The organism is Flavobacterium sp. (assembly GCF_030146175.1).
GTDB lineage: Bacteria > Bacteroidota > Bacteroidia > Flavobacteriales > Flavobacteriaceae > Flavobacterium.
This window is the reverse complement of the sequence record NZ_JASLCE010000110.1, coordinates 25,310-46,327: the sequence shown is the minus strand read 5'-3', so window position 1 is coordinate 46,327 and position 21,018 is coordinate 25,310. Positions and strand designations below refer to the sequence as shown.

Below are 21,018 nucleotides of genomic sequence, written 5' to 3'. Positions count from 1 at the left end.
CCCCCGGACCTGTTACAGTCAACAGTTTTCAAGACTGCCGCAATCGACCACTCTGCCATTTCTCCAATATGTTACAACCATTTCCTGATTGCGGTTGCAAATATAACAAGCTTTTTCATATCTGCAAACCTTTATGACTAAAAAATAGTAAACTTTTTATAACGATAACTTAATTCTCTCAAAATCAAAATACAACTATTAAAAGTAAACATTTGGAAAGTCCCGTAATTTCGTTAATACGGCACTTTAAAATCTCATTGCCTATAAATTAGGTAAAAACACGTATTGCTTTGTTGTGTATAAATTACTTTCTTTCGGTATTACGAAATACAGTTATAGTGTTTTTTTACGAAATAAATAAGGAGGAAGTTTCGTGTAAAACGATGTTGGCAGTAATTATTAACCACTCTCTACAATGAAGGAAGTAACTCAAAGAAGCGAAATTGGAACAAGTTCAAACATAAGCAAAACGTTATTGGATGAACTTTTTAATCCGTCTCTCGATTTGTCAATTGACTATTCAGAAATTTACATTGATGATTTAATTGAAAATGAAACGTTGAAAGAAATTCCGATAGTAAAATCTGTTATAGGTGTCATTCGTGGAGGAATCTCAATCAATCAATTTTGGTTTGCTAAAAAACTTTTGACTTTTATCCAAGAATTTAATTCTGGCAAAATAGACTCTGAAAAAATCAGCAATTACAAGCAGAAACTTGAAGCTGACCCAAAGTTTGGAAAAAAAGTAGCCGAAAGGCTTATGATTTTCATTGATAGAAACATAGAAATTACTCAAACAAAAATTACTTCAAACTTATTTGGCGCATATGTCAGTAAAGAAATTACTTATGAAGAGCTTTGTGATATACTCATATCTCTAGATAAACTAAACCCAACTACTTTTAATGGTTTCTTCAAACTGGAAAAGCATAATTTTATAATTACAGAGCAAAATCACGAAGAAGTTGGCGAAAGAGATTTTGAACTCGAATCACTTATAACAAGCAGTGGATTTGCTGTAGAAATTTCTTCTTGGTTTCACGGTTTCAGGTTGACAAATATTGGCGACAAATTGTTTGAATTTGGAATTAAGCCTTTGAAAAAATAACTACTGCCAACAGCGGTTTGGTAGAATTGCTTCAATCCAATGGATTGAAAGCAATTTTTTTCTATCACAGTTTTTCCTAATCAGAAAAGCAGCTTGCCGTCAGTCGCAAATGACACCAAGCCGTAAAACGTTATAAATAATTAAGCCATATAGCACTATTAAATTTAAATGATCTCAACCTTATTAAAATACAACAAAAGCGGCATCAGGTGTTCGATTGTGATATCTTTCAATTCACAACTTTACAAAAGCCATGATTTTAAATTCCGCGCTATCGTGAGAACAGGCTATTACTAACGCAATTTTTTTCATCGATATGAAAGCCCATAATTCCCGATGCCCGTATAAACTCTTCTTGTGGACGTGCGGTAAGTACCACTTTTTCATTGCTTACAGGATGTGTGAAAACCAATTTCTGAGCATGGAGTAACATGGTATTCATTTCAAATTTTTCCAGCCATATTTTATTTTGCTTGTTGCATCCGTGAGGACGGTCACCAATAATTGGATGTAAAATATGAGCCATATGCTTGCGAATCTGATGCATTCTGCCTGTTAGCGGGAAAGCTTCCACAAACGAATATCGGGAAGTACTGTGTTTGCCCGAGGGAATGTCGATTTCTACTTTGGCTAAAGTCGTAATCATTGTTTGTGCTTCCTGTAAAGTGCCATTATCCTTGTATAAAGCATAATCTATAAGTTGCTCATCGGGAGTATAACCTCTTACAATGGCCCAATACTTTTTTTCAACGGTTTTTAGCGTTAACTGTTCCGTAAGATTTTTATTCACTTCTTTGTCCAATGCAAAAAGCAATATTCCCGAAGTTTTGCGATCAATTCGGTGAACCGGATATACTTTTTTACCAATTTGATCCCGCAACAACTGAATGGCAAATTCGGATGCATCTCTTGCAATAGGAGATTGATGCACTAAAAGACCGTGTGGTTTATTGATGGCAACTAAATAATCGTCCTGATAAATAATCTCTAACATATGCAGCTGTAAAAAACGTCTAAAAGTAAGTGATTTTTTGATATTGATTTAATAGGAGCGTTCTAAATTAGGTAAAAACACGTATTGTTTTGTTGTGTGTAAATTAGTTTCTTACGGGTTTATGAAATAGGAGTATATCACCTTCTTTACAAAAGTAATTGGTGAAAAGCTTTGTAAGAGCGATGTAATAGTAATCTTATAAAAATAATCGTTAAATAATTATTGACAAATGACAAACAAAGGTTTATTACGAATAGGGGTTTTTTATGACGGAAGTTATTTTACTTATGCACAGCTTCATTATAACACTATACAGGAAAATGGTTGGATTGTTTTTGAGCCATTGCATGAATTAATTGAACAAGTTATTGCAGAAAAAGAGCAAGGATTTAATTCTTATAAAGTTGTTTATGCATCGTGGTTTCAAGGACTAAAACACACAAAACAAACAGAAACAAAACATCTTGAAATAGAAAGGAATAGACATATAGATTTAATAGATGCCGGTATTGAACTTAAATTCACTCATAATAATCACGAACAGAATGAAAAAGGAGTTGATGTGAAAATGGCTCTGGAAGTTTTACAAATTGCATTAGATGATAAAATAGATATTGCTGTTTTAATAACAGGAGATGGTGATTTTATTCCACTTGTAAGAGCATTAATGAAACAAGGTAAAAGAGTTTTATTATTTTATTTTGACTATGAAAATAAATACAACAAAAGCTTCGCAAATAAAAAGCTTATCAATGCGTGTAATTATGCAGTAAATTTTACCGAAATACCAGCTAACAAAACTTTTAGGCCATATTTCAAAAATTTATTTAGAAAAAAATAAAAAACTGCCTATAATAGCGGTTTGAAATAATAGTTCGGTTTATATTTCTATTGTGTGTCTTCGGGAATTTCAATTCTCGGTTCTATTGTAACATTGTTAAATTGTGGTTGTTGACTGACATCAAGCTGTGGAATATTGTACGAAATATTTAATATTATATATAATAATGGAAAAATATCAAACATTACAGACGTTGTGTCAGTTTGGAATAGCCCTTTTTACAATACTTGCAGCAATTTCCGGATATGGCGCCTATCATTTTGGGGAGAAAAAAGAAATGCAAAAACAAATTGATAGTTCGAAAGGTAAAGAGTCTAACTCTAATACCCAAACGACTTACAACATTAAAGGAGATTTGGTACAAGGAAGCAAAGTGATTGAAATGAATAAAGAAGAAATCAATGCACCATCAGCCATGATTGTGACAAATAATCAAAGTGGAGGGACAAACACAATCAACTATTTTCAAAACGAGTACAAAGCAATTAATGAGAATACAAAGCAAACTATCATAGAAAAACTCGAGGCACTATCCATAAAATATCCGAAAGCGCCAAATACAATCATAGAAATTGAGTCAGGAAATACACAAAGACATAAAGTTGCAATGGAACTCGAAGAACTTCTAGCAAAAAAAGATCTAGGAGTTTATCCAAAAGGAAATACCTTCATAGGAAGGTATCCTGATCATCCAATATCTGTTTTTATCAATCCAATTAATAAAACGTTTGTTAGGGAGCTTATAGATTTATTAGATTTATTTATTTCAGGCGAATTCAAAATTATTGAAGATGTACAGTTCCCAATTGATATTATCAAAATATATATTAATGGACAGCCACTCTTTGATACTAAAGGGAAAGTGAAAGTTCAATAATACTTCATGTAATATCAGTTTGTCCAGATCGCTCGGATTTGTAATCCAAGTAAATCGATATAGACCATTGTACAGAATACAGATGTTTTTTATATGATTGATAAAGTAAATCTGCACCATCGGAATCAATAATTAAAACAAAATGCAAAACCTAGAAAACGGAAAACTGAGCGCGGAAACAATGTTTCTATTAATCCGGGAATTGTGGTATCAATCGGACTATGGTCAAAAGGTTATAAAAAACGTAGCGCGCAGCATTTATGAAGTCAATAAAAGTGGTTGTAAAGAGCTTGAAGTAGTTCGGTGTTTTATATTTTTAATCGATAACGGATTGATCAAAGAGATTTCGAAAGAACAGCAGCGCTACGAGTTTACCGATGCCGGAAAAAACGTAACGACACAAAAAGATGTGGAAGATATCATTAATCAGTCGCTTCATAACCATCCAATCAAATAACATATTATTTGATCATCTTGTATTTTATCCTCGTTTAAAATCGCTATCTTTAACATAATTAGGGGATTAAGATATAATCCCGATTAGCATTGTAAAAACGTCATTAATCCAAAACAACTACAATTATGGCACTGATCAATCCTCATATCAACTTTAATGGTAATGCAGAAGAAGCATTTGAATTTTATAAAGCTGCTTTTGGCGGAGAATTTTCAAAAATTGTCCGATTTAAAGATTTTAAAAACCCGGAATTCCAAATAAGTAAAAATGAAGAAAATAAGATTATGCATATTGCATTACCGATTGGGAAAAGTAATGTGCTAATCGGAAATGATGTTCCGGAGTTTTTAGGAAGAGTCAATGAAAATGAAAACAGAAGTAAAATTTCAATTAGCGCTGAAAGTAAAGAGGAAGCCAGTCAATTATTTCATAGTCTTTCTGCTGGTGGAGCAATTGAAATGCCCATTTCGGATAGCCCGTGGGGTTCCTATTTTGGAATGTTTAGAGACAAATATGGAATCGAATGGATCATCGATTTTAATCCAAAAAAATAACGAAAGGGTATAGGATACAAAATGAGCCCAATAATTATTGAGCTCATTGATATATATGGTATTGCGAGGTAGCAATTAGCTGCTTGTGGTCACATTAAACAGTGAAATTTGCAATGTATTAACTGTTGAAGGATCTAATGACACTAATACCGGAGAAAAGCGATCGGAATAGGCAAAATTATACGCATCCGACAACTGTTGTAATGCAGCGGCATATTGATTGTAATATAGCGAATTTTGCTGCAAATTATTAAATAAAGACGTGTCGGGTAACGTAAACCACTTCGAGCTTTCCATTGTACCGACTTGTACGCTGTTTATTTTGGTTGCCGAAGCAATGGCTCCAATATTAAATCCGGCTAATAAATCACCGGTTATCCAACCATAAACATCGTTGGCCGGATTTTGAGACGCTCCTCCATTAATCGAAAAAGGAGCATTGGCACCATAAATACCACTTGGGCTGATCAAATCACTTTTTTTATACACGATTGTCGTCGTTCCGGTCACGCTACCTACAGTTCCGGTTAACGTGATATCGCCCGAATTAGCTACTGAAGCCGTAAAACTATAACTTTGAGCACTTTGTGGTCCGGTTGTGGGTACATTCGGTCCAACGCCATTAAAATGACCTGCAATGGTGGCAATCGTTCCGTTTCCTAATCCGGGGATTACTTGCCCTACAGTAGTACCTGGCCCAAAGTCTTTGATTAAGTAGCCGATATAATTGTCAAAAAGAACATAGGGGATAATCGGAACGCCTCCGATTGGCGGATACGAAGAAGGTCCGATTATACGGGCAAAACCGGTTCCCGGCTGTGTAGGCGCCTGTTGAAAGCTACCCGGAACAACCGCTGAAATAGCATTTTGTAAACCCGATTGCGGTGGTGTTGTAATGGCTTTTAATTGCGCATAAATCATCTCAGCCGTTTTTCCGGTTTTGATGCCATTATCTGTTTGAACGCTAACTCCATTCAGGAAAGTTTCCAGTTGCATCGGAATACTCCAATAATCAATGCTGGTTAAATCGGCTACATCTGCCGGATTTCCGTTAAAAGTCAACTCCATTTTGTCATAGCGAAGAAAGAAATTGACATCGGTAATATTTTGAGCCGGCTCATATCCGGCATTCAAAACAGACCACGTCTGACCATAAGCGACATAAATTCGACCACTGAAATTTGAAATGGAAATGCCATTGCTTAAATCGGTTAAGGAGTACCAATTTCCAGCGCCTTTTGTTTGATTTAAAGGTTGTATTTCCAATTCCAATGGTTGTGTCAGATTGGGATCAGGGTAGCTTATGCTAAATGGAGCGCTAGTACTTCCTGAAACAAAACCAATTGATACCAGGTTATCCGGTAACCCGCTGTTGTTCTTAAAATTTACTGTTAATGTTGCCATAATATTGTTTTTTAAAAGTTATGAACTGATTTAGTTTCATAAAAGTAGCATAACAAGCCACCGTGATTTAAAAAAATGGAACGAGACAGTGCTTTTTAGGCATAAGATTCCCAATCGGAAGTACAAATTAAAACTTCATTTACCATAATCATAAAAAGGATTATGATGAATCGGTTTTGGGAAAAGCGGGAAGGATTACTTTAAAATATAACGCTGGGTAATACTGTCTTTGTATTTGTCGCTGAGGATTACTTTATGGTCCCCTTTCAGTAGCACCAAATTGTCTATCGGAATGATCTCGGTTATCTTTTTAGTATTCACGATAAAATTGCGATGTGTTCTACAAAATACTTGACTATCGAACAACTCCAAAATTTTGGTTAAGGATATCAGAATGACAAATTTTTCGGTTTCGGTGACAATGCTACAGTATTTTTCTTCGACTTCAATATAGATAATATCACGGATTTCCACTTTTTTAAGGGACTTTCCTTTTTTAATAAATAAATAATCCTGACTGATAATCGTGTTTTCTTCTTCGCCAAGAAACACATCATTTTGATTGTAGAATTTTTCAACAGCGAGTTCAAGAGCATATAAAAGTTCCAGCTCGTTAAAGGGTTTGATCAGATAACTGAATGGATTTGTGAGTTTTGCCCGTTCAAATAGTTGTCGGTCTGTCGAACTCGTCAAAAAAACAAAAGGCCTGGCAGCATTGGGAACAACGCTGATAGTTTCGGCAAAAGCAAGCCCGTCGGGTAAACCATTTAAAAAAATGTCAATGATAACGATATCGACTTTATGATTGTAAAAAAGCGTTAAGGCCTCTTTATGATTGGTAGCGACGCCCGTGATTGTATAATTATGTGCTTTCAATACTTTTATTAACGCCTCGCTCTCTAAAGGGGTGTCTTCAATAATAAGTATGTTTACATTATCCATTGGATTGCTTTTTAATCAAAGATACAATGATTTTTGTCCCTTTCCCAACGTCACTTTTTAAGTCTAATTTTCCGTTGTTTTTTTGAATCAATGATTTACACAATTGCATTCCCAGACCCGTGCCGACTATGGCTTCATTTTCTGTTTTCGACAATAGTGTTGTCTCGTTTAATAAAGCTGTTTGTAGCGCCGCATCCATACCAATTCCGTTATCTTCGATGATTAAAGTACAATACTTTTCATCGGTATTTTGGGTATATATTTTTATAAATCCATTTTCATTTGAAAACTTAATCGCATTGTCGATAAAATTCCGAAGTATTATTTTTAAAGATTCCTGATCGGCACAAACAAAATCATTTTTGGAAACGGTATTTTCAAAAACAAGATTCTTTTCAAGCATCAAAGGCTGATAATTATAAGCCATTTGTTCGATGCAATGATACAAACGGATTGCTGTTATTTCAAAGTACGATTGCTTGGTTTGTAATAATGCCCAATGCAATAAATTATCCAATAAGTTATAGGTACCATTTGCAATGGCGCTATTGCGCTGTAACAGTGAATCCAGCTCGTCGAGGTTTTTGGCGGCTAGATTTTCCAATAATTTGGCATTGCTGATTTTCAAGGCATTGACAGCGGAACGTAAATCATGACTCACGATGGAAAATAGTTTGTCTTTTGTGGCATTTAACTCGGAAAGGGCCTCTTTTTGAGCCAATATAATTTTGTTATTTTTTGTTTTTTCGCGGTAAAAATAAACGGCTGTACCCAATAACAATAACAGAATGATGGCCGAATATAAGAGTCCGTTTCGCTCTGCGATTTTAATTTTATTTTCGGCTTTCAGCAGACTGACTTCCTTTTGTTTTTGTTTTACCGTAAATTGTTTTTCAAGTTGGGCAACTTCCCATACTTTATTCTGATCGTTTAGGGAGTCTTTCCACTGTTCATACTCCTTTCGATAGGTCAGCGCTTTGATGTAATCTTTCCGATTCTCTTCAACCACAGCCATATTCAAGGCGGCATTTTGTTTTAATTGGTAATTGTTTACTTTTTTCGAAAGATGATAGGCTTTTTCAAAATAGGGAATCGCGAGCTTGTCTTTATATTGATCATAATACAATGTGGCAATATCGCCATAAGAACCCACAAGGACAGCCGTATCGTTTTGTGCTTCTTCCAGTTGTAACTCTTCCAGTAAATAGTGTTCGGCTTTATCGTATTTTTCCAAATGCAAATAACACAATCCCAGGTTGTGTTTGACACTACTTTTTTTGATTCCCAAAAGCAAATCGGGATGGAGTTGTTCGATTGCGTTGAAATAGTGGATAGCCGTATTAAATTGTTTTTCTTCTAAAGCTATTTCGCCTAGAAACATTTTAATGTGATTGTGGAATGGAAAATCATTGCTAATGAATTGAAATTCTTTCTTACTTTCTTTAAACAGTTTTTTCGCTTTAAAACCGAAACCTCTAAAGAAATGGCAAAAGTTTTGAATCTCTTTTTTTTGATTTTCGATACTTAGTTGTTTCAGGGTATAAACAAAACAGGAGTCCCATTCTTTTTGTAAAAAAAAGCCCTGTGCTTTGGCAAAATCGGGATCACCAAGAAGAGGCTTGCTTTTGGCTATGATTTCTTTTTCAAAAGGGCTATAATTTTGTTGCGCTAATGCGAATTGGAAACAGCACAAAAAACTTAAAAATACGATTTTAAAAACGGCTTTCATCTGGTGATTTTTACCGCAATTTAAGTAAAAAACAGCGTGTAAATACGCGCTGTTTTTTAACCATTCGCCGTTATACGCCCGATTGTACCGTCGTAACCGTACCTCGGGAACCAACCGGATCTTCGTCCCATAAAAAGGTAACAATTTCCTGTAGTTCTAGAAGATTCGGTATGGGTAAGCCTTTTGGTAAGGTCGCATTGGGAACAAAACCTTTCGGATCGGCTATAAAATTCAGTTGAAAAATATTGAACGTAGCACAAGGTTCCGGTGCGATATCATAGCAAACGTAAAAATTAGCAAACGGAATTTGGTCGTTTGTATAACTAAAATCTTGAATAACACGTAATTCATCTCCTTTGATTTCGGTATTTTGACTAATAAATACGACAATACTGATTTCTAATTCGTTATTCTTATTTAGAGTTGCCTGAGAAATTGGAGGTAATGGTTTGTCATGTCTAGGATTCGGGAAGTCGATTTGTGCTTCCAACCGATTCACTTTTACGTCATTTATTACTATACCAGCCGGTTTAACTTTCTGTTCGCATGTAGGGTCTTGTTGCTTTGTTGTACGCATAACTATTCTTTTTTGGGATTATTTTTGTTCAATTGAAAGTACATAAAAAAATCACATAAAGCCTGTTTTTGAATTCTCTGTTTGTTAAGTTGCTATTAAAAATGCGATTACAGTTTCTAGTTTAGAGTATTATTAGTGCGTTTATTAAGGTATGTCGATAGTTTTTTGGCTCCGCTTGCATTTAAATGATCGGTATCATAGAAATCGTTCGCTGTAAATCGGGGATCGTCCAACAGATTGATATAACGACAGTGTTCGTGTTTTGCAACGAGGTTTTCTATTGTTTTAATGGTATGCTGTAATTGTTTTTTATCCAGATTATCGCGATACGTTTGGAAAGCCGGTGGCGTAAAAAATAAGATTGTTATATTATGCCGTTTGCAATCGGTAATCAACATCTCAAGTAAGCTGAGGTTATAGGTATAAAGCTCTTGTACGGGTTTTGAACAAATGTCCCGGGTGTGTTTTTTAGCAGCTATTTTTCCGGAATTCTTTAAAAAAAGTAAATGATCAGTAGGAGTTTTTCCCCATTTATTAATATATCCCCAACCGGATGTGGAGCAAAGAGTACCGGAATCTGTTGAAGATAGTAGAGCCGTTATTTTTTTTAAGTCTAAAGGCGATCTATTATTGGTAATTTCAAAATACCTTAAAAAAGAGGTTTTGTCAAAATCGTAATAGAGGGAATAGTTTTTTAGAAAAGGCTGTTGTTTTTCCTTTTTAATATCAAAGTAGAACGTAAAGGACGATATCGGAAAAATTACTGTCTTAAGTTGTGTTAATTGCTTTTCGTACTTTTTATAAATAGCATAATCGTAGTATATTGTCTGTGATGTATGAGCAGCATTATAGGTTTCGGAATCAAAATATTCCGGATTTAAACCAAAATACGCATGCGAACTTCCAAGAATCAAAGTTGTAATCCGGGAAGCATTAGCGTCGAGACAGGCTTTTTTATATTTATAATCGTTCGGTATTGCGTATCGTAACCCGAATTCTATAAGAACGACGATTAGGAATAATGGTCCGGTAAAATAGAACAGTTTGCAAATAAATCGTTTCATTATAATTAAAATTGAAAATAAATAAAGGTCTGATCATTACCCGAATACCAAATGACGAGAAGGATTAATACGGAATAAAAGGCATAGCGATATTGTCTTTTCCATTGCAATCCCATGGTTTGAATGGCATATTGATCTTTTCGGCCAAACCATTCAATTGTCATAAAAAATAGAATTAAAATAATAAGATCCTTAGAATGGTAATTGTTTAAATTGGAGAATAGCGACGGAGAAAAAATACCCGATAAATAGGTTATGGCTGCCGGAATACTTTCGGCACGGAAAAAGACCCAGGCTAAAGTTGTTAAACCAAATGTAACGAATATGTTAAGGATATCTCTTAAGGTTACTTTTGTTTGCAATCCTACAATTTCAAGGTGATTTCGGTTTTTTCCAGTTATAAATAAAGGAAGAAAATAAAACGCATTTAGAATTCCCCAAACGATAAAAGTCCCGTTCGCACCATGCCAGAATCCGCTTAGAATAAAGATGATAAAGATGTTGCGTATTTTTATCCAAAAACTGCTTTTACTTCCTCCCAGTGGAATATAAACATAATCCCGGAACCAGGACGAAAGCGAAATATGCCAGCGACGCCAGAATTCGGCAATGTCTCTTGAAAAGTAGGGAAATGCAAAATTTTGAAGTAGTTCAATTCCGAATAAACGCGCTGTTCCTAATGCAATATCGGTATATCCGGAGAAATCACCATAAATCTGAAACGAGAATAATAGGGCGCCTAAAAGTAAAGTGCTTCCGGAATAGGCATCCGGGGTATTAAAAAATTCGTTAACATAGAACGCGCAATTATCGGCGATAACCACCTTTTTAAAAAAGCCCCATAAAATCTGACGCAATCCGTCGACAGCCTTGCTATAATCAAAATGACGTTCTTTTTTGATCTGAGGAAGCAAATGCGTGGCGCGTTCAATTGGCCCGGCTACCAATAATGGAAAAAAACTAACAAACACAGCATACTCGATAAAATTCCGTTCCGATTGGATACGACCTTTATAAATGTCGATTACATATGACAAACCATGGAAGGTATAAAACGAAATCCCAACGGGAAGTACTAGTGTTAAGAAATGCGGATTGACCTGAACTCCAAAATGAGTAAGAGCCGCAGTAAAGGATTCAATAAAAAAATTATAGTATTTAAAAATACCTAAAAACCCAAGGTTAATACCAATACTCAACCATAACCAGAATTTCCGGGAATGACTATTTTGTGATTCCTGAATTTTTATTCCGGTATAATAATCCAGAAGTGTCGAAAATAATAACAAAAACAAAAAACGCCAATCCCAACAGCCATAAAAATAATAGCTCGCAACGAGTAATAAACAATTCTGTGTTCTTAGATTCTTGTAAAATACAAACCAGTATAAAATAAAAATGACAGGAAGGAAAATAGCAAAATGAATGGAAGTGAATAACATTTATGGGTTCGTTTAAAAGCTTTTTTTGATCATCATATTTAAAATTCATATTGGCTTAAGTCCGCTAAAAGTAATTAAAAGAAATCACAATAGAATCGATCTGATAGAATTGTACAGCAAAATAATCGTTTTTACCTTTGGTTAGGAATACGCCTGACTTTTGTTTTTTATGACGGAACTGTACTATCTTTGAAAGAAATAAGAATTCACGCTGTTATGAAAACGATCAAAACGACTTTTTTCCTGCTTAGTCTTACTGTACTTTTTTGTTGTACAACCAAAAAAGAATTACCGGTTTTGTTTCAACTTCCTAAAAAATTAAAAGAAGTATCGGGAATCACAACTTCCGATACCGGTAAAAGTTTGTGGGTGATCGAGGATAGCGGTAATGAAAATAAACTGTACCAATTGGATCGGGAAGGAGCGATTCAACATACGGTAACGGTTGGGAATGCAACCAATACCGATTGGGAAGATCTCACGATGGATGAACATAAAAATATGTATATAGGCGATTTCGGAAATAACGATAATACGCGTAAGGATTTGGTGATTTATAAAGTCAATGCGGCCGATTTAGCGCAACCGGAAGCCAATTCCAGTGCGAGTATTCATTTTTCTTATCCGGAACAAAAAGCTTTTCCACCTAAAAAAACAGAATTATGGTATGATGTAGAAGGTTTTTTTATCTGGAAAGACAATTTCTACCTATTTACTAAAAACCGTAGCAAAGGATTCGACGGAACAACCTTGTTATATCGCGTGCCCAATAAAGCCGGAAATCATAAAGCCGAATTATTGGGATCGTTTAAAACCTGCGATATCTATAACCATTGCGCGGTTACCAGTGCGGCAATTAGCCCAGATGGCAAACAGATGGTACTGTTAAGTCATACGAAAGTATGGTTGTTCGAAGATTTTAAAAACGACGATTTCTTTAACGGAAAAGTAACCCGACTGGAACTGAATCATATGTCGCAAAAAGAAGCCATTACCTTTACCGATAAGGACACGTTGATTATTGCGGATGAAAAAGTCAAAAAAAATGGGGGTAAGGTCTATGAGGTTGCTATAAAAACCTTAAAAACCAAATCCTAATCCAAATGCAATCCGACCGTCTTCGTTACTTCTGAAATAAGTCACCCGTGCGGTGATCACATTTAATCCGTTTAGCCATAAACCGCCACCATAGGAGTTGTGCCATTTTTGGGAATCCTGACCGTCTAGCCATACGCGACCGTAATCAAATCCGCCAATCATTCCGAAAGTCATCGGGATAATACTTTTACGGATTTTTCCGAGTGTAAGGCGCAAATCGGAACTTTGGTAAAAAGCCTGTTTCCCTAAAAAGCGTTCGTTTCGGAAACCGCGGATATCATGGTCGCCGCCAATGGTAGCGCCCTGATAAAACTCGAAATTGTTGTTGAGTAAAAATTTCCCCTTTAAAATCGTAGCCAGTACCAGTTTTCCTTCCGGATCAATTTTATGATTGAAGTTCAGTTTGCTTTCGATATACGGGAAATTGCGATTGGTGTCGGATAGATTCATCTTCCAGCTTCCCAGGATCGAAAAGCCCATACCCATAGTGGGAAGCGACGGATTATCGTAATTTTCAAAGCCGTATTTAAAGTTCAGTCCGGCAAATTGCAGGTTTTCGAATACTTTCGGATTAATCACACCTGGAATATTGATATAACGGTTTTGGGTATCTTCCACCTCGATATTCTCAAAAGTCGCTTCGATTTGCATATCGCTGCCGTTTCGGCCTATTTTTCGTAGTGCTGGAGCCGCTTTATACGATTGGATGCGAACCCGATTGTAATCCATTCCGAGTGTTTCGTCCTGGTTTTCGGTTTCGTTTCCATATCCGAAATGATTGATCGCAAAATTCGGACTTGTAAAGCGTGCTTCAAATTCAAACTGCCAGTCACCAATTACTTTTGTTACTACCGCATTATAGGTTAATTCAAAACCGTGGGTCGCAAAATAATAGTTGGCTTTAAAGCCGTGCATACTCGAATACGGCGCACGATTAAATCCATTAACGGTGTAGGAACCAACCATTCCGAGTTTAAAACCGTCGTCCGGGTTATAACCGATTGTCGGCAGACTGTTAAAAGCGTTGTACTTCGGTTTTTTGTAATCGTAGGAGTTGATTTCGTAATCGTCGGTTAGGAATTTACGGGTTTTACCGTCCAGCGAATAGGTGTTCTCTTTGGATTTAAAATCGTACACAATTACTTTTTTGCCATTTTCAACGGTATACGTATCGTGATTCTGACCACCAAGCAGTCGGATTTTGATTTTGGATTTCCCGTCGCCTTTTACTTCAAACTGATCATCATCATTTAGCCCGTAAATCCAGATTTCTTTTGTTTCGCTATCGGGATAGGTTTTGGAGTTGATCAATTCTTCACCGCTATTTTTTAAGCGGATGTTGGAAACCGTTACGGAGCCGTTGTTGGTTCGGTCGATTATAAATTTGTCTTTTTTATCCGTACCGACAATCAGTACGGTTTTGTGCAACACTTTGTAATATTCGGAAGCATATTGTTCCAAATGTGTCTTACGGATTTTTAATTTCTTTTTGATGTCTTCGATCGTAGCATCGTTTACTTCTTCCGGTAGGTTAAAAAAAGCATTGTCAATTAGCGCATCGGTTAGATTGTCGTGGATATATCGGGCTTGTGCGATCCAGTCGTTTTCGGTAGCATTGGCGGCAAAAGCAAGATCCATAGGGTAGGGTTCCATATTAAACCATTTGACACTGCGGATGTTTTCGCCAAAACCCTGCATATGACGTAAGGCCGGAACGCGCATCAATGGAGAAAGCAAGGCACCGTCATATTTGCTAAAAGCCTGATCGCGGTCTCTTGGAATCGGACGGTATACGATAGTGTTTCCTTCTTTGTTTTCGGCCCATCGCCATTGATCACTGTGACGATCCCAGTCGCCTATCAGCATGTCAAACAAGCGCGCTTTGATATATTCGCTCTCGTTGATTTTGTATTTTTCGTCCTTTTTTAGGTTTTTCAACACATCGTCGGTACCCACTATGGCATCCGCTTCACCAAAGCTTTCGTGTTCCGCATGACTGTCGCTCGGACGTTCTTCAATCATATACAATTCGTCACCAAAACGGTCATTAAAAGCGCCTAATGCCGCCTGTTTTGGAATGTAATACAGTTTCGGATTGGTCGCGCTTACACCTATAGGCTGGGCCAGATTGCCCACCATAAAGGGAATATAGGGGTGGGATGAGGTATAAAAATCCAATAGGAAATTCTCTGCAAAAGTGTTTTCAAACTCATTTTCGACAAACTGATCTTTAAAAGCTACCGATTGCAAAAATCGGGAGGCACTCTTTTTTAAGGCACGCATGACGAATTCTTTGCCATTTTCGTCTTTTAATCGCAGGGATTTTGACTGATGACCACCGCCGGCACGCACGGGTTTTAATCCGCCCATAAGGGTGTCGAGTGTCGCCGTTTGCACCATTATCGGCATACTATAATACTTACGGTAGTGTTCGCCCCATAAAAAACGGTAAAAACCACTTTTGGAGGTCATTTTTTTCGAATAAATAGAAGCTTTGGTAATGGCCGGAAAAGTATCGGGATAGGAAGCCGGGTGCGTTTCGGTTTCTGGTTTAATAATAGTTTGCTGGTATAGAGTCGTATTATTTTTATCGAAAAAGGTCAATGCTACCGAACCGTCTGCGTCAAAATCCAGTCGGGCATAACCGTTGTCGCCAGAGGAGAAGTCGTTTGGAAAGATGCTTCTTGCGGCTTCTCTTTTCGATCCGGAACCACTAATCACCTGTTTGATGTTGTTGTGTTCGATATATTGCAAATTATGATCGTGGCCGGAAACGACTACGATATTGTCTTTGCCCTGAATCAGGGTTTTGATTCTTTTGGTTAAGGCAGTATATTGTTTGTTTTGGATATCCTGCGGACTAATTCCGGAGGTTTTCCGGATCAGGTTGATCAACGAACCAACAAAAGGCAAGGGGATGTCTTTTTCCAGTGGAAACAGTTCTTTTCGAAGTGAAAACTGGCCTCCGTGTGAGCCATTGCTCATCAGCGGATGGTGAATAGCCAGAACAATGGTTTTGTCCTGATTTTTGTTGATCAAACTTTCGAGTTCCTCAAAAAAATCGTCCCGGGTTTTGATGTTGCAATTGTCGTTTATCGTGGGATGTTGATCCCAGTTTTCAAGGTACCACTCACTATCAATTGTGATCATAGTGATACGGTCGCTCAGCTTGATATCGTCAATAGCACAACCTTTTCGGGGTAAAAATGCTTTTTTGTCTTTTAATTGATCAATCACATATTTTTCCTGACGTTCCAGTCCTTTTACGCCACTGTACCAGTCATGATTCCCCGGAATAAAAATAGTTTTACCGGGAAATGATTTCCCCATTTGTATCTGATTGTCTAGTTTTTGTCGGGCCAGTTGTTGTGCGGCTTCGTTTTTGGAATCCGGAAAACCGTACGGATAAATATTATCACCCAAAAACAGTAAGGTGGTGTTTTTCCCTGCGTTTTTTAATTGGGTTTCCATCGATTTAAGTGTTTGCTGACCGTTGCTTTCATCCGAATTTCCGGCATCGCCCACCAAATATAATTGGTACTCCGGACTTTTGCTTATCGCTTGGTTGTCAATTGTATCGGTAAGATTTTTACCCGTCTGGATGGTATGGGTGGCACAGGATTGGAATAATAAAATAAACAATACATACTGAAATAGTATATAATTACGTTTCTTATCAATACTTAACCAAAACAATTTCATAATTTAGAGGGATAAAAATTGGCTTATGAATATTATAGAACAAGCTGAAAATTACGTTTTCGCCTTACTCAAAGATAAACTTTCTATTTCATATACTTACCATAATTTTAATCATACTGTACGGGTGGTGTCTGCGGCCAAACAACTTGTTGAAAATGAAAAAGTTGATCCCGATACGGCTGAGAAAATTATGATAGCGGCCTGGTTTCACGATACCGGTTATACGGAAGGTTGTACCGAACACGAAGAATGTGGAACGCATATTGTAGAAAAATTCCTTCGGGGGCAAGAGAAATCCGAGGCGTATATTGAAGAAGTAAAAGAAATTATCCGGGCTACGAAAATCGATCGGGAACCGGAAAATCTGGCGCAAAAGATTATCAAGGATGCCGATTATTTTCATTTTGCAGCCGATAATTATAGTGAGCTGAGCGAACTTTTGCGCGAAGAATGGAAACTAACGCAACAAAAGAATTATACCGATCTGGAATGGGCTATGGGAAACCGGGCCATGATGGTACAATGTCACCGTTATTATACCGATTTTGCCAAAACCAACTGGCAACCGAAAAAAGAAAAAAATACGATCGAGTGCCAGCGAATCATCCAGAAATTAACGGAAGATAGAGCCGATTCGAAATCGAATATCAAAAAAAAGAAACTGGAAAAACTGGAACGTCCCGAACGCGGTATTGATACGATGTTTCGTGTGACGCTAAGCAATCATACGCGATTGAGCGATATTGCCGACAGTAAGGCGAATATTCTTTTATCGGTTAATGCGATTATCATTTCCATCGCACTATCGACTTTGGTACCTAAATTGGACAGTCCGAGTAATTCGCATTTGATCATACCAACGTTTACGATGATTATGTTTAGCGTATTGTCGATCATTTTTGCCATATTGTCAACCCGTCCCAAAGTAACCAGCGGAACCTTTACCCGTAAGGATATCGAAGATAAAAAAGTGAATCTGCTCTTTTTTGGGAATTTTTACAAAATGCCAATCGACGAATACCAATGGGCGATGAACGTCATGATGAAAGACCGGGATTATTTGTATAATTCCATGATCAAGGATCTATATTACCTCGGATTGGTATTGGATCGCAAATACAAATTATTGCGCATCACCTATACGATCTTTATGATCGGGATTATCTTTTCGGTAATTGTATTCGTAATCGCATTCCGTTCACTGGGCGTTTGATCTTATTTCAGTTCGTCCAGTAATTCCTGATAGCTATACGTTCGGGTTGTCCCTTTTTGCGATTTGTAATTCACTTTTACGCGAAGGGCTTTTAAGCCGGAAACACCTTGTAGGCTTTCGACGTCAAAACTTTCGATATTTGGCTCCAGAATGCCTTTGAATTGCAGGAACTGAATGTACTTTTTGTATTCGGTTTCTTCGGCAAGATGCGAATAAACAATCGTGATTTTACCCTGTTCGGTGATGCGTTCGTCCGTTCCGCGGATATGGGCTTTGTCAATTCGCTTTTTAACCACTTCATAACGGGCATTATAAGTACCGTCTATGTCAAAACGTTTTTCATCCATACGGAAACGAATCGCAATAGGCGAACTGAAAACAAGTACCAACGAAGTCACTTCCAATTGGAAAGGTAATGATAATTTAAGTTTCTCGTGTTCGATTTCCATTTCGCATAAGGCTTGTAACTGCCATAAACGAAGGTTCTGTAAAAACATCAGATCAAAATTCCGTTGTGGCGCGATGGAAGCCCCGATATAGAGGTTGTGTTCCACACCATCGGTTTTGAAACGCTCGTAATAATGCGGGAAAATCGTTTGTGCTTCTACCTGTTTGGCATCGAGAATGGAAGCCATTTTTTTATTGGTAAGTGATAAAGCGAGATCAAATTTTCTACGGGAATCATAAAAGGTTCCGGTTTTTTCATCCAGTTTTTCGAAATAAGCATCAATAAGCTCTTCTTCCAAATGGTTACTTTTCGCATTTTTCAGGATCGGATGGATCTCATTCTGAATATAAATCTGAATCTGTTGTTCGGTATCGGCTTTTAATGAAGCGGCCAATTCTTTTAATAAGGATTCAATTTCAAATTTACGTTGTTCCAGTAACATCAGGTTTACTCCGGATTTCAGCTGTTCCAGAATGGAGATGATCATTTCCAATTGATTTTTTAAATCCTCTTGTACCGTTTTATTTCGGGCATCCGACGATCCTTTAATGTCAATCTGACCGTAGAGCGGGTATACGTTTTTAAAGACAATCTCTTTGAAAATATATTCTTTTTCCTGACTGCTTTCGGTTAAATAGTTTTCGGCTTCGATCTTGAATTTCCAGTATACACTCGGGTGAATGGCGGTATATTCTTTTTGAATAACCGCTTCGATATGGTTTTGCCATTCAGAATGGTACCGATCGACCGTATCGACCAAAAATGGCATGATCAACTCAAGTTTGTTAGCATTTAAACTGTTCAGTTTTTGTGGATAAGACGAAGCGAGTTCGATAATCCCAAGTATTTTGTCGTCTTTTACAACCGGAGCCAAAATACAGCTTCTGATGTTTTGCGCCAACAGATGTTTGCCTAAAGATTTGTCTTCCGAACATTCCACAAAACGCATGGTATCGGATATTGCAAAATATTTCTTTTCGCGGATAAGGGTTTCAAACGAACTACTACACAACGCATTTTTGCATTCGTGTGTGAGGATAAAACTGGTGAATTTCCGATTGGGAACCAGCTCAAATTTTTGTTCTTCGCTGTTATAGGGCGTAAAACCAATCCGTAAATCCGGTATTTTATAGATGGAACGGAAAATTGTCTCTGTACTATTGTCGTCGTTTAGTTTCTGTTTGTCCGGTTTCAGTAAATTACTTTTTAGGTTGGAAACCGAATTTTCTATCGTCGCATCAAAGAGAATCACAATACCGAATCCTTTTAAAATCCAACTTTCCTGTGGGAATTTTTCTTTCCACAAAGCAATGTTATCGAAGTTGTCAATCAATAAATCGATGTCTTCTTCGGTAAGTTTTACCGATTTTTCCGTTGGAATAATTTCCATAAAATCGGCGTTATACATAATCCGATAATGGCGGATAATTCCGTCTTTGTCCGGAATATCGTAGAAAAGCGGTCGACTAAAATCAAAATCCCGATTGTAAAAGGAGTTTAAAATCAGACAGCAGTTCAGAATATAAAACTGATGTTGATCAAAATCCCGGATGGTCATATCGAAGTCTTTTCCGGCTTCTTTTAGTATTTTTTTAAAGCGTTCGGTATAATTAAACGTAATGTTTTGAAAAGGAACCGTAACCGCTTTGATTTCGTTATGGGTTAAGGCCGTAGGGAAAAGGTCGGCCAGTAAATTGTGAATTAGCTTTTCCTGTTGCTGAATCTGATCATATGAGGTAATCCCGTCCCGTAATTCCGGAACCGTAGCAGCTTCTTTCAATAAGGCTTTGGCATAGTTGGAACGATAATCGGTATCATCCGAGTGGGCAATGTGTTCCAGGGTCTCTAATACTTTATGAAAGGATACTTTGATTTTAAAGGGACTTTCGGGGTATTGGTTCAGATTCATCTTCATTGCATTTGGTGCTGTAAAATTACTAATAAATATTGTAATGCGATGCTCCGGAGGTAGCTAAAAAAGTGCGAAAAAACAGGTATAAACACCCTGTTTCAACTGTTGATTAATCCGTAAAATTGCCCAAATTATTTTGATTGCAGACCTTTTATCCGGGAAAGTAGGGATAAAAAAAGGTTGCCGTTACGTATTTATACGTACAAATTTACGTGTTTACAGGTATTTTCATAAAAAGTAGCGATCCCTAATTTCGCGGAGAATTTTAATATAATCAAAATGGAATTTAGTAAAAGTTTAGGAGAAGCGATTAGTTTAGAACAAGCAATGACCTATGTGAAAGCACACAACGCAAGGTTTCCAAAAGGAGTGAAAGCATTTGCTTTTGGAGCTGAGCATGTACAGGATGTTCTAAATCAGGAGGGATGTGTAGGAATCCGAATCTATAACGGTTATAACGAAGAAGAAGACTGCCCGAATATTGTTGTGGTTGGCGTAAATGCCGAAGGTAGCGATATGGTGGATGGTAAAATATTCGACAGAGGGGTACGTTGCCCGGATATGTGCGATATTGCCAGTCCGTTATTCCAGGGATAGTTAGCTATTCTGTTTTAAAATCTAATTTTTAAACCTGTTGGGAAATCCGACAGGTTTTA

17 protein-coding genes are annotated in these 21,018 nt (G+C 37.1%); 8 read left to right on the top strand and 9 right to left on the bottom strand.

The features are described from left to right. Positions 1–415: 415 nt before the first annotated feature. A complete protein-coding gene (locus Q1R07_RS12875; protein ID WP_300490944.1) occupies positions 416–1,108 on the top strand; it encodes a hypothetical protein in 693 nt (230 codons plus the stop codon). Between the two features lie 271 nt (positions 1,109–1,379). Here the strand turns inward: Q1R07_RS12875 and Q1R07_RS12870 are convergent, their stop codons facing one another. Beyond that, entirely contained in the window at positions 1,380–2,102 is a 723-nt protein-coding gene (locus tag Q1R07_RS12870) for a pseudouridine synthase (RefSeq protein ID WP_300490941.1), read from the bottom strand. 229 nt (positions 2,103–2,331) lie between these two features. On the opposite strand from Q1R07_RS12870, the gene Q1R07_RS12865 reads away from it, so the two are divergent. The 4 genes from Q1R07_RS12865 to Q1R07_RS12850 all read left to right on the top strand — a co-directional run bounded on the left by Q1R07_RS12865 (position 2,332) and on the right by Q1R07_RS12850 (position 4,831). Then, complete coding sequence (locus Q1R07_RS12865; RefSeq protein WP_300490938.1) at positions 2,332–2,943, top strand: NYN domain-containing protein; 612 nt, start codon at positions 2,332–2,334, stop codon at positions 2,941–2,943. Between the two features lie 166 nt (positions 2,944–3,109). Further along, on the top strand, positions 3,110–3,820 hold the full coding sequence (locus tag Q1R07_RS12860) for a hypothetical protein (protein WP_300490936.1): 711 nt from the start codon (positions 3,110–3,112) through the stop codon (positions 3,818–3,820). A gap of 142 nt (positions 3,821–3,962) precedes the next feature. After that, the gene (locus Q1R07_RS12855) at positions 3,963–4,277 is read left to right on the top strand and encodes a hypothetical protein (protein WP_300490934.1); all 315 of its coding nucleotides are present in this window, start codon (positions 3,963–3,965) and stop codon (positions 4,275–4,277) included. Positions 4,278–4,402: 125 nt separating this feature from the next. Next, positions 4,403–4,831 carry a VOC family protein gene (locus tag Q1R07_RS12850; RefSeq protein WP_300490931.1) on the top strand — a complete coding sequence of 143 codons (429 nt, stop codon included), beginning with the start codon at positions 4,403–4,405 and terminating at the stop codon, positions 4,829–4,831. A 75-nt stretch (positions 4,832–4,906) separates the two neighbouring features. On the opposite strand, the gene Q1R07_RS12845 is transcribed toward Q1R07_RS12850, so the two are convergent. The 6 genes from Q1R07_RS12845 to Q1R07_RS12820 all read right to left on the bottom strand — a co-directional run bounded on the left by Q1R07_RS12845 (position 4,907) and on the right by Q1R07_RS12820 (position 11,989). Beyond that, the gene (locus Q1R07_RS12845; protein WP_300490928.1) at positions 4,907–6,235 is read right to left on the bottom strand and encodes a beta-1,3-glucanase family protein; all 1,329 of its coding nucleotides are present in this window, start codon (positions 6,233–6,235) and stop codon (positions 4,907–4,909) included. Between the two features lie 195 nt (positions 6,236–6,430). Beyond that, positions 6,431–7,177: a response regulator transcription factor gene (locus Q1R07_RS12840; RefSeq protein ID WP_300490925.1), complete on the bottom strand. Its 747-nt coding sequence runs from the start codon at positions 7,175–7,177 to the stop codon at positions 6,431–6,433. Next, on the bottom strand, positions 7,170–8,906 hold the full coding sequence (locus tag Q1R07_RS12835; protein ID WP_300490922.1) for a HAMP domain-containing sensor histidine kinase: 1,737 nt from the start codon (positions 8,904–8,906) through the stop codon (positions 7,170–7,172). Before Q1R07_RS12835 ends, Q1R07_RS12840 begins: the two co-directional genes overlap by 8 nt. Positions 8,907–8,976: 70 nt before the next feature. Continuing rightward, complete coding sequence (locus tag Q1R07_RS12830) at positions 8,977–9,483, bottom strand: hypothetical protein (protein WP_300490919.1); 507 nt, start codon at positions 9,481–9,483, stop codon at positions 8,977–8,979. A 116-nt stretch (positions 9,484–9,599) separates the two neighbouring features. Then, positions 9,600–10,547 carry a hypothetical protein gene (locus Q1R07_RS12825; protein WP_300490916.1) on the bottom strand — a complete coding sequence of 316 codons (948 nt, stop codon included), beginning with the start codon at positions 10,545–10,547 and terminating at the stop codon, positions 9,600–9,602. Between the two features lie 5 nt (positions 10,548–10,552). After that, entirely contained in the window at positions 10,553–11,989 is a 1,437-nt protein-coding gene (locus Q1R07_RS12820) for an MBOAT family O-acyltransferase (protein WP_300490914.1), read from the bottom strand. Positions 11,990–12,205: 216 nt separating this feature from the next. On the opposite strand from Q1R07_RS12820, the gene Q1R07_RS12815 reads away from it, so the two are divergent. Beyond that, positions 12,206–13,087: a hypothetical protein gene (locus Q1R07_RS12815; protein ID WP_300490911.1), complete on the top strand. Its 882-nt coding sequence runs from the start codon at positions 12,206–12,208 to the stop codon at positions 13,085–13,087. On the opposite strand, the gene Q1R07_RS12810 is transcribed toward Q1R07_RS12815, so the two are convergent. After that, entirely contained in the window at positions 13,070–16,789 is a 3,720-nt protein-coding gene (locus Q1R07_RS12810) for a metallophosphoesterase (RefSeq protein WP_300490908.1), read from the bottom strand. The two genes, Q1R07_RS12815 and Q1R07_RS12810, sit on opposite strands and share 18 nt — an antisense overlap. A gap of 25 nt (positions 16,790–16,814) precedes the next feature. Between Q1R07_RS12810 and Q1R07_RS12805 the strand changes: the two genes are divergently transcribed. Further along, positions 16,815–18,002 (top strand): Pycsar system effector family protein, encoded by a 1,188-nt coding sequence (locus tag Q1R07_RS12805; RefSeq protein ID WP_300490905.1) that lies wholly within the window; start codon positions 16,815–16,817, stop codon positions 18,000–18,002. Positions 18,003–18,004: 2 nt separating this feature from the next. On the opposite strand, the gene Q1R07_RS12800 is transcribed toward Q1R07_RS12805, so the two are convergent. Next, entirely contained in the window at positions 18,005–20,359 is a 2,355-nt protein-coding gene (locus Q1R07_RS12800) for a GAF domain-containing protein (protein WP_300490902.1), read from the bottom strand. A 282-nt stretch (positions 20,360–20,641) separates the two neighbouring features. Between Q1R07_RS12800 and Q1R07_RS12795 the strand changes: the two genes are divergently transcribed. Beyond that, a complete protein-coding gene (locus tag Q1R07_RS12795) occupies positions 20,642–20,959 on the top strand; it encodes a hypothetical protein (RefSeq protein WP_300490899.1) in 318 nt (105 codons plus the stop codon). Positions 20,960–21,018: the final 59 nt, after the last annotated feature.